Origin of the sequence: Streptococcus oralis, from assembly GCF_003942585.1 — a bacterium.
GTDB classification, from domain to species: Bacteria; Bacillota; Bacilli; order Lactobacillales; family Streptococcaceae; genus Streptococcus; species Streptococcus oralis_BE.
Genome location: NZ_RJNK01000001.1, coordinates 335979 through 349898, shown reverse-complemented (window position 1 = coordinate 349898; position 13920 = coordinate 335979). Strand labels below are relative to the sequence as shown.

At 38.2% G+C, this 13920-nt stretch carries 14 protein-coding genes; 11 read left to right on the top strand and 3 right to left on the bottom strand.

The genetic code is table 11. The features are described from left to right. The first annotated feature begins 1 nt into the window (after position 1). From D8862_RS01760 to D8862_RS01745, 4 genes are all read left to right on the top strand, one after another. Entirely contained in the window at positions 2-952 is a 951-nt protein-coding gene (locus tag D8862_RS01760) for a bifunctional riboflavin kinase/FAD synthetase (protein ID WP_125448468.1), read from the top strand. 136 nt (positions 953-1088) lie between these two features. Next, positions 1089-1862, top strand: a complete 774-nt coding sequence (locus D8862_RS01755) for a nucleotidyltransferase domain-containing protein (protein ID WP_125448467.1) — start codon at positions 1089-1091, stop codon at positions 1860-1862. 8 nt (positions 1863-1870) lie between these two features. Then, complete coding sequence (locus D8862_RS01750) at positions 1871-2923, top strand: hypothetical protein (protein WP_125448466.1); 1053 nt, start codon at positions 1871-1873, stop codon at positions 2921-2923. Positions 2924-2940: 17 nt separating this feature from the next. Further along, complete coding sequence (locus D8862_RS01745; protein WP_125448465.1) at positions 2941-3552, top strand: tetratricopeptide repeat protein; 612 nt, start codon at positions 2941-2943, stop codon at positions 3550-3552. A 682-nt stretch (positions 3553-4234) separates the two neighbouring features. On the opposite strand, the gene D8862_RS01740 is transcribed toward D8862_RS01745, so the two are convergent. From D8862_RS01740 to D8862_RS09660, 3 genes are read right to left on the bottom strand one after another with little or no spacing between them, the layout of a single operon-like run. Continuing rightward, entirely contained in the window at positions 4235-5053 is an 819-nt protein-coding gene (locus D8862_RS01740; RefSeq protein WP_125448464.1) for a TIGR03943 family putative permease subunit, read from the bottom strand. Next, entirely contained in the window at positions 5050-5955 is a 906-nt protein-coding gene (locus D8862_RS01735) for a permease (RefSeq protein WP_125448463.1), read from the bottom strand. Before D8862_RS01735 ends, D8862_RS01740 begins: the two co-directional genes overlap by 4 nt. Continuing rightward, positions 5956-6087, bottom strand: coding sequence for an SPJ_0845 family protein (locus D8862_RS09660; protein ID WP_000268696.1), 132 nt, complete (start codon positions 6085-6087; stop codon positions 5956-5958). 136 nt (positions 6088-6223) lie between these two features. Here D8862_RS09660 and D8862_RS01725 point away from each other — a divergent pair, with 136 nt between their 5' ends. The 7 genes from D8862_RS01725 (at position 6224) to D8862_RS01695 (ending at position 13920) form a co-directional block, all read left to right on the top strand. Beyond that, a complete protein-coding gene (locus D8862_RS01725) occupies positions 6224-8353 on the top strand; it encodes a Tex family protein (RefSeq protein WP_125448462.1) in 2130 nt (709 codons plus the stop codon). Beyond that, complete coding sequence (locus D8862_RS01720) at positions 8340-8783, top strand: SprT family protein (RefSeq protein ID WP_125448461.1); 444 nt, start codon at positions 8340-8342, stop codon at positions 8781-8783. Before D8862_RS01725 ends, D8862_RS01720 begins: the two co-directional genes overlap by 14 nt. A gap of 59 nt (positions 8784-8842) precedes the next feature. After that, complete coding sequence (locus tag D8862_RS01715; RefSeq protein WP_084948680.1) at positions 8843-9115, top strand: PspC domain-containing protein; 273 nt, start codon at positions 8843-8845, stop codon at positions 9113-9115. A 113-nt stretch (positions 9116-9228) separates the two neighbouring features. Continuing rightward, positions 9229-10920 carry an AI-2E family transporter gene (locus tag D8862_RS01710; RefSeq protein ID WP_125448460.1) on the top strand — a complete coding sequence of 564 codons (1692 nt, stop codon included), beginning with the start codon at positions 9229-9231 and terminating at the stop codon, positions 10918-10920. A 10-nt stretch (positions 10921-10930) separates the two neighbouring features. Beyond that, the gene (locus D8862_RS01705; RefSeq protein ID WP_125448459.1) at positions 10931-11653 is read left to right on the top strand and encodes a hypothetical protein; all 723 of its coding nucleotides are present in this window, start codon (positions 10931-10933) and stop codon (positions 11651-11653) included. A gap of 3 nt (positions 11654-11656) precedes the next feature. Next, positions 11657-12778 (top strand): AAA family ATPase, encoded by a 1122-nt coding sequence (locus D8862_RS01700; protein WP_125448458.1) that lies wholly within the window; start codon positions 11657-11659, stop codon positions 12776-12778. 383 nt (positions 12779-13161) lie between these two features. Continuing rightward, positions 13162-13920: an ABC transporter ATP-binding protein gene (locus tag D8862_RS01695; protein WP_000173369.1), complete on the top strand. Its 759-nt coding sequence runs from the start codon at positions 13162-13164 to the stop codon at positions 13918-13920.

Genomic DNA, 13920 nt, shown 5'->3' with positions numbered 1-13920 from the left:
CATGATTACAACAGTACCTATTAAGAACGAAAAAGATATTGCAGTACCGGGTAAAACAGTCCTTGTACTAGGTTATTTTGATGGCATCCACAAGGGGCATCAGAAACTTTTTGAAGTGGCTAGCAAGGCTTCTATGAAGGATTATCTGCCAGTTGTTGTGATGACCTTTACAGAGTCGCCAAAACTTGCATTGCAACCTTACCAACCTGAGCTCATGCTCCATATTGTCAATCACGAAGAACGGGAGCACAAGATGAAGTGGCACGGAGTAGAGGCTCTCTTCTTACTTGACTTTAGTAGCAAATTTGCTAGTTTAACGGGTCAAGAATTCTTTGATACTTATGTTAGAGCTTTAAAACCAGCGATTATCGTAGCGGGATTTGATTACACGTTTGGTTCAGATAAGAAAACTGCGGATGATCTGAAGGATTATTTTGATGGAGAGATTATCATTGTTCCTCCAGTTGAGGACGAAAAGGGCAAAATCAGTTCCACACGGATTCGCCAAGCTATTCTTGATGGAGATGTCAAGGAGGTCAATCATCTACTGGGCACACCGCTCCCAACCCGTGGTATGGTCGTTCACGGAAATGCTCGTGGGCGTACTATCGGTTATCCAACAGCCAATCTAGTCCTGAGAGATCGAACTTATATGCCAGCAGATGGTGTTTACGTAGTCGATGTAGAAGTACAACGTCAGAGATATCGTGGCATGGCAAGTGTTGGGAAAAATGTTACTTTCGATGGAGAAGAGCCACGTTTTGAAGTTAATATTTTCGACTTTTCAGATGATATTTACGGTGAGACAGTCATGGTTTACTGGCTGGATCGTGTCCGTGATATGGTCAAATTTGACTCCATCGAAGAACTCGTAGACCAACTCCAGAAAGACGAAGAGATTGCTCGGAACTGGAAGGACGGAGAGTCTATCATTCAAGAGTCTCAGGTATAAAAAACGTCTGAATAAGCTAATAGAAGGTTTAGTTTATTTGATTGTAGTTTTGAAAGAGTGATATATTTCTCTTTCAGTTCCCATAATTCCCAATTTTAGCAACTATATATGTTCAGAATATAGACGAGGATTTATTATGCAAACGCAAGAAGAAATGAATATTCTGGTACCTGAAAAATTAGCAGAAATTGAGCGTGATTATGGTGTCACAGTTTTGTGGGCTATCGAGTCTGGTAGTCGTGCATGGGGCTTTGAGTCTCCTGATAGTGACTTTGATGTACGATTTATCTACAAACACAAGCGAGATTTTTATCTCCATTTGAATGAACAGCGTGATGTTATCGAGTTACCAATTGACGATACTTGGGATGTGAGCGGCTGGGATTTAGACAAAACTTTAAAACTCCTTTATAAGTCAAATCCAACATTGTTTGAATGGTTACAGTCTCCAATTGTTTATCAACAAACGGATTTTATCGAGCGCATACGTCCTCTTGTCAACCAGTATTTTTCTGAGAAAAAAATGCTCTACCATTACTTGAACACTGCTAGAACTCAAATGAATAAGTATCTTTCAGGAGACAAGGTCAAACCTAAAAAGTATTTCTATGCGCTGCGTCCTATTTTGGCTTGTCGTTGGATCGAAAAATATCATTCTATTCCGCCGATTTTATTTGATGATTTGGTCAAAGAATTGCTGCCGTCCCAAATGCAGGAGCATGTGTCAAGATTGCTTGACATTAAGATAAATGGACCTGAAGACCTGGAAATTGAGCCTATAAAGCCAATTCAAGATTATATTTTAGATAATATCCAAGAACTCGATGCCTACATCCAAAACGTTACTGAGGAGAAAAAAGAGTGGGAACCCCTAAATCAATTTTTCCTTGAAGAATTAAGGCATGATTGAGGTTGTTTATGGGTAAATGGACATGTAAATGTGGTCAAGAAATGAACGACCATAGATCGCCCGATCCAAATGCTTATTCAGTTTATTCGGATGAGTTGTTTGAAGAAATCATGAATAAAGCTGACGACCATAATAAAATTTCTTATGATGAGATTTCTGAAGCATCCTTTTATATGTGGAAGTGCCCTGAATGTGGCAGTTTTATGGTTTTTGGCGAAGACGGGGATAGGGAACGCTTTACTTTTTATGAGCGCCAAGAAGCAGAAAAGGTTGAGCCTCTCTTTGATCCGAATCAAGAGCTAAATCTTGTTGTAGTTGAGTTTCAGGAGGGAGGGAATGGCTATACTTATATTTGTGATGACCCAAATATCCATATTGGACATGCTGTAGTTGTCCCAGTGGGGAAGGAAAATACTGAAAAAACTGCTCTAGTTGTACAGAAGTATCATGCCCTACCAAAGGATATCACTTTTCCTGTTGAAAAGTTAAAACGAGTCATCCGTAGGTATTCACATTTCGACTCACGAACTTCAAAAATCGTTTGTAGAAATTTAATTAAGCTTGGAAGAATTCTTGATGCTTGCTCTAAAAATGCTAAACCTGTCACTCAGCAAACATATTATAGTATCAAAACTCCCTTAGGCTATTTCTGGTTAGAATTAAATGGAGTTCCGATTCCAATGAAAATCACACAGATTCAAGTCAAAGATAAACAGTACCAAGTGGATGGTGCCCTTTATATTAAGCCTTCAGAGATTAACTGTAGAAAATTCTATGAACTGGAATTATGTGCAGATTTTGATATTGATGCTTCTAGATGGATCGATGTTCTCTCGGATGAAAATGTTTGGGGCAATAGCTGGGAACTAAATGGTCTTCAATTTGGTATTACTGCAGGGGAATCTCCAGAATTTGAAGACGAAGTTGCTGCAAGAAAATATAGTCGTATCCCACTTTATTATGACTGGCACCCTGAATTTGAAGATTATTATGGCTTCAGTTTAGCTTGGAAAAAATACGAGTCTGAAAGCGATTTGTCAATATATTTCTATACAACGTAAGATGCAGGAGAATAAAAATGGATCAAGCATGGGAATTATTGTTTGAGGGCAAGATTGAAGAAGCTAAAAAATTAGTTGAAGCTGACTTTTTATTGGAAACTTGCACAGATTTTAGTTTATTAAATTTGATGGGCTATATCTATCTTGAAGAGCAAAATTATAAGGAGTGCTTAAGGATCTACCAACGTTATATTGACTTAGCCCGAACTAAAAGTGATCAAGAAAATGAACATGTTGGTTATCATCAGTTAGCGATGGTTTACAGGGAAATGGGTCATTTTCAAAAAGCTCTACTCTATATCGATCAGGAAATGCAAATTATAAAAAAGTATTTTCCCAATGATGCTTTGAAATTTTCTGTTAACAACTATGAACAAGGCTATCTTCGTTTAAAGTTGGGAAATCTAGAAGAGGCAGAAAGCTATATGCAAGAATCCCTAGCTTTTGCTTTGACAACTGAGGACTTCATTGCCCAAGCCTGTGCCTATAGAGGGATGGGAGAGATTTATCTGAAGCAAAATTCAAATAAATCACGAGATTATTTTTATCAATCTATTCAACTCTTTGAAAAAGCTGAGGATAAAATTGGAGCAGACGAGGTAAGAGCTTTATTACAAAATGGGAAGTAGTCCAACTGAGTTGAAGAAAAATAGTAAAAAGCGGAGATTCATGGCGCAGAAAAGAGGCTAGTTCCTAATTTCAACAACTGGAAGTTATGAACTAGCCTCAAAAGTTTGACAGAAAAATCCAGTTATAGGACTTAGTGCATTTATATTATGTCTTCATTTTACAGAAACCGAAAGTAAATAACTATTTTTAATATAAAATTTTGTCTTTTATCATATTTTTTTGAAAAAAGCTAATAATTTGACTGAAAAAATTTGCAATTCTCCACAAGAAAATATATAATATAGTTGAGATGGAAAAACGTTTTTTAAAAGGAGGTGCACATTATGTTCTTAGGATTCTACTTCCGTTTATGGTTCAGCATTTGGTGGCGTTAATAGAGGTTAGTGGTTGTTAAATTAAACTCAAATAGCTTTATGCCAGTAAGAAACTGAAATATTCAGTTTAATATGAGTTTTATTTTTTCTAGTAAATCAACGTTTTCTATCACAACTCTATTGCAGTTAAGCTATGATATGTGATGATTGTCAACCCTATCTTGTTAACATTTTTATGGTCTCGAGAAATCTTATTTCTTGGGACTTTTTCTATTGTTTGAAAGATTGTGTGTTGATTTTGTTGAACTAGGAGAACAAAAAAGACAAGCTACTTTAAAAAGTAATTTGTCTGTTGTTGAGTCACTTTTTATTGAAACACACGATAAACGTAGGGATTTTCTGGTTTGTCTACTTTTGTGAAACTCTCAACTTCCAGTGTCGGGAGTTTTTGTTTGAGTTCTTTATGGTAGTGGAGGGTCAGAGTTCCTTTGGCGGTGATCCAGGTATTATCAGGATATTGACGTGAGTTTCCCTTGGTCAAGAGTCCATATACACCAGAGTCTGCGATACAGTGGATTATTCCAAAGCGAAAGAGGAACTGGCTATCTGGATGACTAGGATCGTTATAGACAAAGCCTGTAAACTCGATTTGCTTTCCTTCAAACTCTTGAGGATAATCATAGAGAACTTCCATGACCTCCATATAGTTTTCGTCTGTAACCTGGATGGTTGGCAGGGATAGGTATTTATCAGCCGTAGTCCGCATTTCCTTTTCATAAGCAGACTTGGAAAAATAGGTACTGGTATCGGGTTTGAGGAATTGACTGGATGTACCTTCGCTTGCCTGAATAGCTGTGTCGATTCCCTCAGCAAGTGGGAAATGATAACCTTTGGCAGATATGGTTCTCGAGTCCAAACTTACTGTAGGAAAGGCAACTCCAACCAATAGAGGTAGTGACAGTAAAAGGATGCTGATTCGTCTAGATCGACGACTTTCCAAATGGCTGTGAGAATTGATTTTCTTGATCCAAATGTAGAATTGAACCAGAGCCAACAGAAGAGAAAGGATCATGGAGATATAGACTAGATAGGAATAGTGGAGGTTGATGTAGTGACTGAGCTTGCCAGATAGCTGCAGATAAAAGGTAAGAGCAAAATAACCCAGTAAAATGAAAAATCGGATCATAACATCACCCCCATCATGTAAGAATAAAGCAAGACAAGCACTGTCACAATGCTCATGAATTGCCAGATGAAGCGCGCTTTGAGATAGTGTTTCATCATGAGGAGATTTTTGATATCAAGCATGGGGCCAATGACCAGAAAAGCAAGGACTGGTGCTAGGCCGAAGCTCGAGAGGAGAGAAGCTCCGATAAAGGCGTCCGCCTCGCTACAAAGCGAGAGGAGAAAGGCTAGAAACATGAGCAAGAGAATTGCAAGAACTGGGCTAGCACTGATAGAGGTCAGGATCCGAGTCGGGACATAGACCTGTACGATAGCTGCAAAGAGACAGCCAAAGACCAAGTAACGCCCCATATCGAAAAACTCATCAATGGCCTGTATGAAGACCTGAAATACTTTTCTAGCGGGACCCAAGTGTGAAAAGTCATGTTCATGGCAAGCGATAGGATTCTCTTTTTGAATGGGTTCCTTCCAGAAAAATCCTAGGAAAATTCCAAGAACCAAAGCAATCACAATAGCTCCCAGCGCTCGCAAGAAGGCAAGTTTTATTGAATTGCCAAAGGCAGAATATGTGGCGAAAAGAACGATAGGATTGATGATGGGAGCGGTCACCAGAAAAGGAACTACCGTGTAGCTGGGGACTTTCTTTTCCAAAAAACGATTGATGATTGGAACGATTCCACACTCGCAGGATGGGAAGAGAAAGCCAATGAAGGTACCAAAAAAGATCCTCCCCCAACGATTGCGAGGGAGAAACTCAGTGACTTTATCAGGTGTGATATAGACCTCAATCCACCCCGAAATGAGACTCCCAATCAGAACAAAAGGAAGGGCTTCGATGATAATGGAGAGAAAAATAGCCCCCGCTTGTAATACACTAGGAGGAAGAGATTGGAAAATCGTCATCTATTTTTTCTTCTCAACTTTTTCTTTTTTGTCTTTGTCATCTGGGAAAGTGACTTGTGTTAAGTCAGGAAGTTTGGCAAATTCTTCAAACATCTTGTCCAAGTCATCCGTTTTTGTAAATTTAACAGCCATGGGCCTACCTCGTTTCTAAATGTTACCTCTATTATACTATTATTTTGCGGAAAAGGGATTATTTTTATTTTGATAATCAAAGAGGTAAAAACAGGTAAGGTGAAACAAGGGCTGTTCCTTATGGTATAATAGTTTTATGGATAAAAAATATGAAAAAATCTCCCAAGATTTGGGTGTAACCTTAAAGCAAATCGATACCGTTCTAAGTTTGACAGCTGAAGGGGCGACTATTCCCTTCATCGCGCGTTATCGGAAGGACATGACTGGTAGTCTGGATGAGGTGGCGATTAAGGCTATTATCGACATGGATAAAAGCCTGACTAATCTCAATGACCGCAAGGAAGCTGTCTTGGCTAAGATTCAAGAGCAAGGCAAGCTAACAAAGGAATTGGAAGAAGCTATCTTAGCTGCCGAAAAACTAGCAGACGTAGAAGAACTCTATCTTCCTTACAAGGAAAAGCGTCGGACCAAGGCAACCATTGCTCGCGAAGCTGGACTCTTCCCCCTCGCACGCTTGATTTTGCAAAACGTAGCTGACTTAGAGCAAGAGGCCGAGAAGTTTGTCTGTGAAGGATTTGCGACTGGTCAAGATGCCTTGGCTGGGGCGGTTGATATCTTGGTCGAAGCCTTATCTGAAGATGTCAACTTGCGCTCACTGACCTATCAGGAAGTGCTGAGACACTCTAAAATCACTTCGCAAGTCAAGGATGAAAGTCTCGATGAGAAACAAGTTTTTCAGATATATTACGAATTTTCAGAGACAGTTGGCAACATGCAGGGCTATCGTACCTTAGCTCTCAATCGTGGTGAGAAACTAGGTGTCTTAAAAGTCGGTTTTGAACATGCAACGGATCGTATTCTAGCTTTCTTTGCTGCTCGTTTCAAGGTGAAGAATGCCTATATAGATGAAGTTATCCAGCAATCTGTTAAGAAAAAGGTCTTGCCTGCTATGGAGCGCCGTATTCGGGCAGAATTGACTGAGAAAGCAGAAGAAGGAGCTATCCAACTCTTTTCTGACAATCTGCGCAATCTCCTCTTGGTTGCTCCACTGAAAGGGCGCGTGGTTTTAGGATTCGACCCTGCCTTTCGTACAGGGGCCAAACTAGCTGTCGTTGATGCGACGGGGAAAATGCTGACGACCCAAGTCATTTATCCTGTCAAACCAGCCTCTGCTCGTCAGATTGAAGAAGCAAAGCGAGACTTAGCCGACTTGATTGGTCAATATGGCGTAGAAATCATAGCCATTGGAAATGGTACTGCAAGCCGAGAGAGTGAAGCTTTTGTGGCGGAAGTTCTGAAAGATTTTCCTGAAGTCAGCTATGTTATCGTCAATGAAAGTGGTGCTTCTGTCTACTCTGCTAGCGACCTTGCTCGTCAGGAGTTTCCAGACTTGACCGTTGAAAAACGATCGGCTATCTCTATCGCCCGTCGTTTGCAGGATCCCCTTGCCGAATTAGTCAAAATCGATCCCAAGTCAATCGGTGTCGGTCAGTACCAGCACGATGTCAGTCAGAAGAAACTGTCTGAGAGTCTAGATTTTGTCGTCGATACCGTGGTGAACCAAGTTGGTGTCAATGTCAATACAGCCAGCCCAGCTCTTCTTTCCCACGTAGCTGGACTCAATAAAACTATCTCTGAAAATATCGTCAAATATCGTGAGGAAGAAGGAAAAATCACTTCACGCGCTCAAATTAAGAAAGTTCCTCGCCTGGGAGCTAAAGCCTTTGAGCAGGCTGCTGGTTTCCTCCGTATTCCGGAAAGTAGCAATATCCTCGATAATACTGGAGTTCACCCAGAAAACTATGGTGCAGTCAAGGAGCTCTTCAAACGCTTGGATATCAAGGACTTAAATGAAGAAGCCCAAAATAAGCTTAAGTCCCTTTCTGTCAAGGAAATGGCGCAAGAACTAGACCTCGGTCCAGAAACCCTTAAAGATATCATTGCTGATCTTCTCAAACCGGGTCGAGATTTCCGTGATTCTTTTGATGCTCCAGTTCTCCGTCAAGATGTTCTGGATATCAAGGATCTTGTTGTCGGACAGAAGCTGGAGGGTGTGGTGCGGAATGTCGTTGACTTCGGTGCCTTCGTTGATATCGGGATTCATGAGGACGGCTTGATCCATATTTCCCACATGAGTCGCAAATTTATCAAACACCCTAGCCAAGTGGTTTCAGTCGGAGATTTGGTAACGGTTTGGGTTAAGAAAATCGATACTGAACGTGAAAAAGTCAATCTGTCGCTCCTAGCTCCAGATGAATCTAACTGAGTACGTTCAGTCTGTTTCACTCGAAGACTTTGGTAGACCTTTTACACACCAAGCCCAGTGGAATCCTCGTTTGCGAACGACAGGTGGGCGATTTTTCCCTAAGGATGGGCATTTGGATTTTAATCCCAAGATTTATAATGAACTAGGTTTGGAAGTCTTTCGCAAAATCGTGCGCCATGAACTTTGTCACTATCACCTTTATTTTCAGAAAAAGGGGTATCGCCATAAGGACCGAGATTTCAAGGAACTTTTGAAAGAAGTGGATGGACTACGCTTTGCACCACCTTTGAAAAGTCAAGATAGTTACCTAGTCTATCAGTGCCAATCTTGCCAGCAAATCTATCAACGCAAGAGAAAGATTGACACGAAACGTTATCGCTGTGGCGTCTGCCGAGGTAAACTCGTTATCTTAAATCGGCCTAAGGACTGATGTTCTTGTTCCCGTTTTATGCTATACTACTTGTAAGAATACCGAAAGAGGAACAAATCATGAATACAAAATTTTATAAAATGAGACGAAATCGCATGGTGTCAGGAGTTTTGGCTGGCCTATCAGACAAGTGGAAACTTGATGTAACCCTAGTCCGCTTTCTCTTCGCCATTTTTACTATATCAAATTTTGGGATTGGTGTGATTATTTACATCATCCTCGCCTCTATCCTGCCAACTAAGGAAGAGATTGAAGCCGAAATGTACGGAACCGGACCACGCAAACGCAAGGAAGCCCAAGCCATTGAAGACAATGATGGCTGGTTTTGGTGAGTATGGTAGAAGCATGAACTTCGTCCAAGAGGACGAAGTTTTTTTAAACTTGTCAAATCAAATTCTGAAATGGTATAATAAATCAGTGAATACAATAATTTAGAGAGATTAATATGGCTAACGAAAATAAAACGTTTGAATTACAAAGTTCTGAAATTGACTTTGACTATGAACAGTTACTTGAAATAGAAAATTCTTTAGAAAATAACCTTAAGGATGTTGTTGAACACATAGAGCAACTTGATATAGATAGAGAAAAATTACAAAATAATGAATACCTTCAAGAATCTATTGAAAATATAGTTTGGGAACAAGTACAACTTCAACTTGCTGCCCAAATTGGTGAAGAGTTTATTAAAGAGAACAAAGGCCAAACCCTAGATTTACGAAAAGAAGCACATATTCAAACAGCTGAAAATTTTGAAAAAGGCAACTTTATTACTCATAATGCAGATAGAAGTATCTATGAGAAGAGATATAATGAATGGCAAGAAAAATTTGAGAGAGATGAATTCGGAAATATTCGAACACATACAACTCGTTCAGGTAAAATGGTGAATACCATAAAAAAAGATGCGAGAAAATTTTTAGATGAAAATAGACCAAGAGGTTCAAAAGAAAAAGGAACTCAAATGGATCACACAGTCTCTGCTGGAGAGATTATACGTGATCCAAAAGCCAATGCCTTTATGGATAAAGAACAACAATATGCTTTCGCAAATAGCAAAGCTAATCTTAACGAAATAAGGAGTGAAATTAATCAAGCGAAGGGTGATCAATCTACAACTGAATTATTAGATAATCCAAATTCTAAGGGACAATATGCTAAAGAAGTCCATAATATTAGTTCAAAAGAAGAGAGACAGTTAAGAGAGAAAGATAAAGAGGCACGCGCTGAATACGATCGAGTAAGAGACGAAGCTGAGAAGCGAGCTATAAAAACTGGTAAAAAATCACGCCGTGACGAGGCTTTAAAAGTTTCAGGAAAAGCTTTGAAAGCAGCGCTTTTACAGTTACTATCAGAATTTTTGCGAGAGTTAATTTCAAAATTTATCTCTTGGCTTAAAGATACAGAAAGAAATTTATCAACTTTTATTGAAAAGGTAAAAGAGGCCATCATTTCATTTGTAAACAACTTATCAAATCACTTATTAAACGTTGGGAAATCAGTGGTTACGATGATAGCTTCTGCGATAGTTGGACCTGTAATTAACACTTTTCTAAAAGCATGGACATTTATACACCAAGGTTGGAAGTCCTTAAAAGAAGCGATTGATTATCTAAACAATCCAGATAACAAAGAAAAAAGTGTTCAGATAATGATGCTAGAGATCGGTAAAATTGTTGTTACTGGTTTATCGGCTACTGGGGCAATTGTAGTTGGGGAAGCATTAGGAGCATCCCTAACAGCTAGTTTTCCAGTTTTGGCTATTTCTATACCACTTTTAGGAACAATCGGCAGTGTTATTGGAACTTTTATGGGAGCGACCTTATCTGGAATTATTGGCGCTTTTGTATTAAAAATGATTGATCAGCAAATTGTCAATAAACAGATTACTGAATTAAGTTCTAAGAAAATTGATCAAAATAATGAAATGTTAGTAATCAAAGATCAATTACTAGATGTAAAGAGCATGAGGCTTCAAGTAGAAAAAGATTCTGTTATCAATACTATTAAGGAAAGACACGATATGGCTGCTTCAATAATGAAAGAAAAGCTATCAGATATTTTTGCAGAATCTACAAGAGACGATAAAAGTGACTTTGATGAGATTGATGCATTATTACAAGAATTATTAGATTAGGGAGATAAATATGGAACAAGAAGTATTTGAGCAAGAACAAGAAACAATTGAAATAAACATTAGCAAACACGATTTCGATGAAGCGAAAGAGCATCTGAAAGAGTTTGCTGAACAAAGTCAAGATGAACTGTATTTTGATAAAGTTAGAACTCACGATGATTTCTTCGGTTTTGAGTTTGCTGAACATGGAGTGACGGGAAACGAGTTTAATACGTTAGTTGAACAAACTCAAAATTACATTTCAAAATTTTATGATAATCAACAAACACTTATTGAAGAATTTGGTCAAGTTTATAAAGCTTTAGAAGCGTTGGATAAAGATTATATTCAAGCTATTCTTTCTTCTGTAGCTGCCATCGAACATAACAACAAAAAAATTCTGAAAGAGCAGGCTCGTATTGATAAAACCATAGAGAAACAAAAATTAACTTTAGAAGCTCTTAAGCAGTTTAAAGAGAAATTTAACGAAGAAAAAAGTAAAAATTCTATCGTTGAACATGAGGAACGACTTTCTACACTAGATGATAGAATTGTCAACTTAGAGGGTACTGTTAGTCAGCTTCCTTTGGAGCCTGTCTCGCATACTTCTGAAATTGAAGAACTCAGAAGAGAGTTGAAAGAAAGTAAACAACAAATTCAATTTATTTCAAATCGTCTTCTTACACTCTTTATTGTATCAGGAATATCTATTGGAATGTTAATAATCACTTTAGTGTTTATGTTTTTGAGGTAAATTATGACTGTATCTCGTGACAAGCTAATTGAGAGCGCCAAAAAATTGGATCGACAACTGGGTAATGAGTCGACTTTTCTCACAAAAGTAAATGAGATTATAATTGATCATTCAGACACAAATAAAGTAGCAGATTTATATAAATCTATATATTTATTTCAAAAAGAGAATAAAATAAGCAAGATAAGTCAAACGCTAAAAGAATTATCTGATAATTTAGCTTGTTATTTAGGTTACTCTTATCTTTTTGAAATACTAGGGAAGGAGTTAGGAAAACGTAACAACTCTTCTTTGGATGAATTGATGAAGGAATTAAATCAATTAGTTGGTTTACAAAAAGTTAAAGAGGAAGTTTCGAGGTTAGTTATATATCAAAAGGTTCAGTTTAAAAGAAAAGAGTCTGGGCTAAAAGTACCAAAGAGAACTTTACATATGGCGTTTATGGGGAATCCTGGTACTGGAAAGACGACAGTGGCCAGAATTGTAGGTCGGATGTATTATCAATTAGGCCTTCTTTCAAAGGGGCATTTTACCGAAGTTTCCAGAACAGATTTAATCGCTGGTTATCAAGGTCAAACTGCTTTAAAAGTAAAAAGTGTCATTGAAAAAGCAAAAGGTGGCGTTTTATTCATAGATGAAGCTTATAGTATTACAGAAAATGACAATACGGATTCATATGGACGAGAATGTTTAACAGAATTGACAAAGGCTTTAGAGGATTCAAGAGATAATCTAATTGTTATTGTTGCAGGATATACTGATCCAATGAATCATTTTTTTGAATCAAATCCTGGTTTGAAATCTCGCTTTAATTATTTTATTAATTTTGAAAATTATTCTTCTACGGAATTGTTAGATATTCTTGAAACTTTAGCAAGAAAAGACGACTACCAGATTGAGGACAAGCTAAAAGAAATATTATTAAATTATTTTAATGATAAGTTAGAAAGTAATCTCACCAATTTTTCTAACGGCCGTTTCGTTCGAAATCTTTATGAAGATTTAATAATGAATCAAGCTGTTCGAATAGATAAAAGTGAGAGTGTATCATCAAAAGAGTTAACCTTGTTAATAAAAGACGATTTTTCTTTAGAAGAAAGCTGTTCTGCTTATATNGAAATATAATTAATTGAAAGAATACATCATCAAATTGTAGCAACATTTCTTACTGATTTATGCAGACTGAATAGTGATTTTTAACCCTTGCATCCGCAAGGGTTTTCTTCTTGCCTTTCTTTTATGGTAAAATATTGATAGCGAAATTGCTTGATATTCTTCAATCTTACAAAAATGTAAGATTAAAGTCTCTTTTGTAAGGTTAGGTTATGGCAGGCCGCCTTTTTTTGCGATAAACTAGACTCATAAAGAACAAAGGAGCAAAACCATGAAAAGAATCTTACAAAAGAAAACAAGAAAACCAAGTCAAAAAGATATCGAGCGTGTTCAACTAGGATGCGCAATGATGCAAGCACAGTTTCAATTGATGGGATATTAAGAAGGAGATAACAATGACACTTTTAGATGTAAAACACGTTCAAAAAATCTACAAAACTCGTTTTCAAGGCAATCAAGTAGAGGCCCTCAAGGATATTCACTTTACCGTGGAAAAGGGTGACTACGTTGCCATCATGGGTGAGTCTGGTTCAGGAAAATCAACCCTGCTCAACATCCTAGCTATGCTGGATAAACCAACTCGTGGGCAGGTTTACCTAAACGGAACAGACACAGCCACTATTAAAAACTCACAGGCTTCTAGCTTTCGTCGTGAGAAGTTGGGATTTGTCTTCCAAGACTTTAACTTGCTAGATACCTTGTCTGTTAAGGACAATATCTTGCTTCCGTTAGTTCTATCTCGAAAACCTATCACGGAGATGATGAAAAAATTGGTAGTAACCGCTGAAAATTTGGGCATCAACCAATTGCAAGAGAAGTACCCTTACGAGATCTCTGGTGGGCAAAAACAGAGGGTAGCAGTAGCACGCGCCATCATCACAGAACCTGAAATTCTCCTTGCGGATGAGCCAACTGGGGCACTTGACTCCAAGTCATCTGCAGCTCTTCTAGATGTTTTTGATGAAATCAATGAACGCGGCCAAACTATTCTTATGGTAACTCACTCAACGGCGGCAGCCAGCAGGGCCAAGCGGGTTCTCTTTATCAAAGATGGCATCCTCTACAACCAAATCTACCGTGGAGACAAAACTGAGCGTCAGATGTTCCAAGAAATCTCTGATACTTTGACTGTTATGGCAAGCGAGGTGAATTAG

What these genes read in the sequence shown, in the direction of transcription:
- D8862_RS01705 (WP_125448459.1), top strand. Translation starts at nt 10,931, where the DNA reads ATGGAACAAGAAGTATTTGAGCAAGAACAAGAAACAATTGAAATAAAC.
- D8862_RS01715 (WP_084948680.1), top strand. Translation starts at nt 8,843, where the DNA reads ATGAATACAAAATTTTATAAAATGAGACGAAATCGCATGGTGTCAGGA.
- D8862_RS01710 (WP_125448460.1), top strand. Translation starts at nt 9,229, where the DNA reads ATGGCTAACGAAAATAAAACGTTTGAATTACAAAGTTCTGAAATTGAC.
- D8862_RS01720 (WP_125448461.1), top strand. Translation starts at nt 8,340, where the DNA reads ATGAATCTAACTGAGTACGTTCAGTCTGTTTCACTCGAAGACTTTGGT.
- D8862_RS01755 (WP_125448467.1), top strand. Translation starts at nt 1,089, where the DNA reads ATGCAAACGCAAGAAGAAATGAATATTCTGGTACCTGAAAAATTAGCA.
- D8862_RS01735 (WP_125448463.1), bottom strand. Translation starts at nt 5,955, where the DNA reads ATGACGATTTTCCAATCTCTTCCTCCTAGTGTATTACAAGCGGGGGCT.
- D8862_RS01740 (WP_125448464.1), bottom strand. Translation starts at nt 5,053, where the DNA reads ATGATCCGATTTTTCATTTTACTGGGTTATTTTGCTCTTACCTTTTAT.
- D8862_RS01745 (WP_125448465.1), top strand. Translation starts at nt 2,941, where the DNA reads ATGGATCAAGCATGGGAATTATTGTTTGAGGGCAAGATTGAAGAAGCT.
- D8862_RS01760 (WP_125448468.1), top strand. Translation starts at nt 2, where the DNA reads ATGATTACAACAGTACCTATTAAGAACGAAAAAGATATTGCAGTACCG.
- D8862_RS01695 (WP_000173369.1), top strand. Translation starts at nt 13,162, where the DNA reads ATGACACTTTTAGATGTAAAACACGTTCAAAAAATCTACAAAACTCGT.
- D8862_RS09660 (WP_000268696.1), bottom strand. Translation starts at nt 6,087, where the DNA reads ATGGCTGTTAAATTTACAAAAACGGATGACTTGGACAAGATGTTTGAA.
- D8862_RS01725 (WP_125448462.1), top strand. Translation starts at nt 6,224, where the DNA reads ATGGATAAAAAATATGAAAAAATCTCCCAAGATTTGGGTGTAACCTTA.
- D8862_RS01750 (WP_125448466.1), top strand. Translation starts at nt 1,871, where the DNA reads ATGGGTAAATGGACATGTAAATGTGGTCAAGAAATGAACGACCATAGA.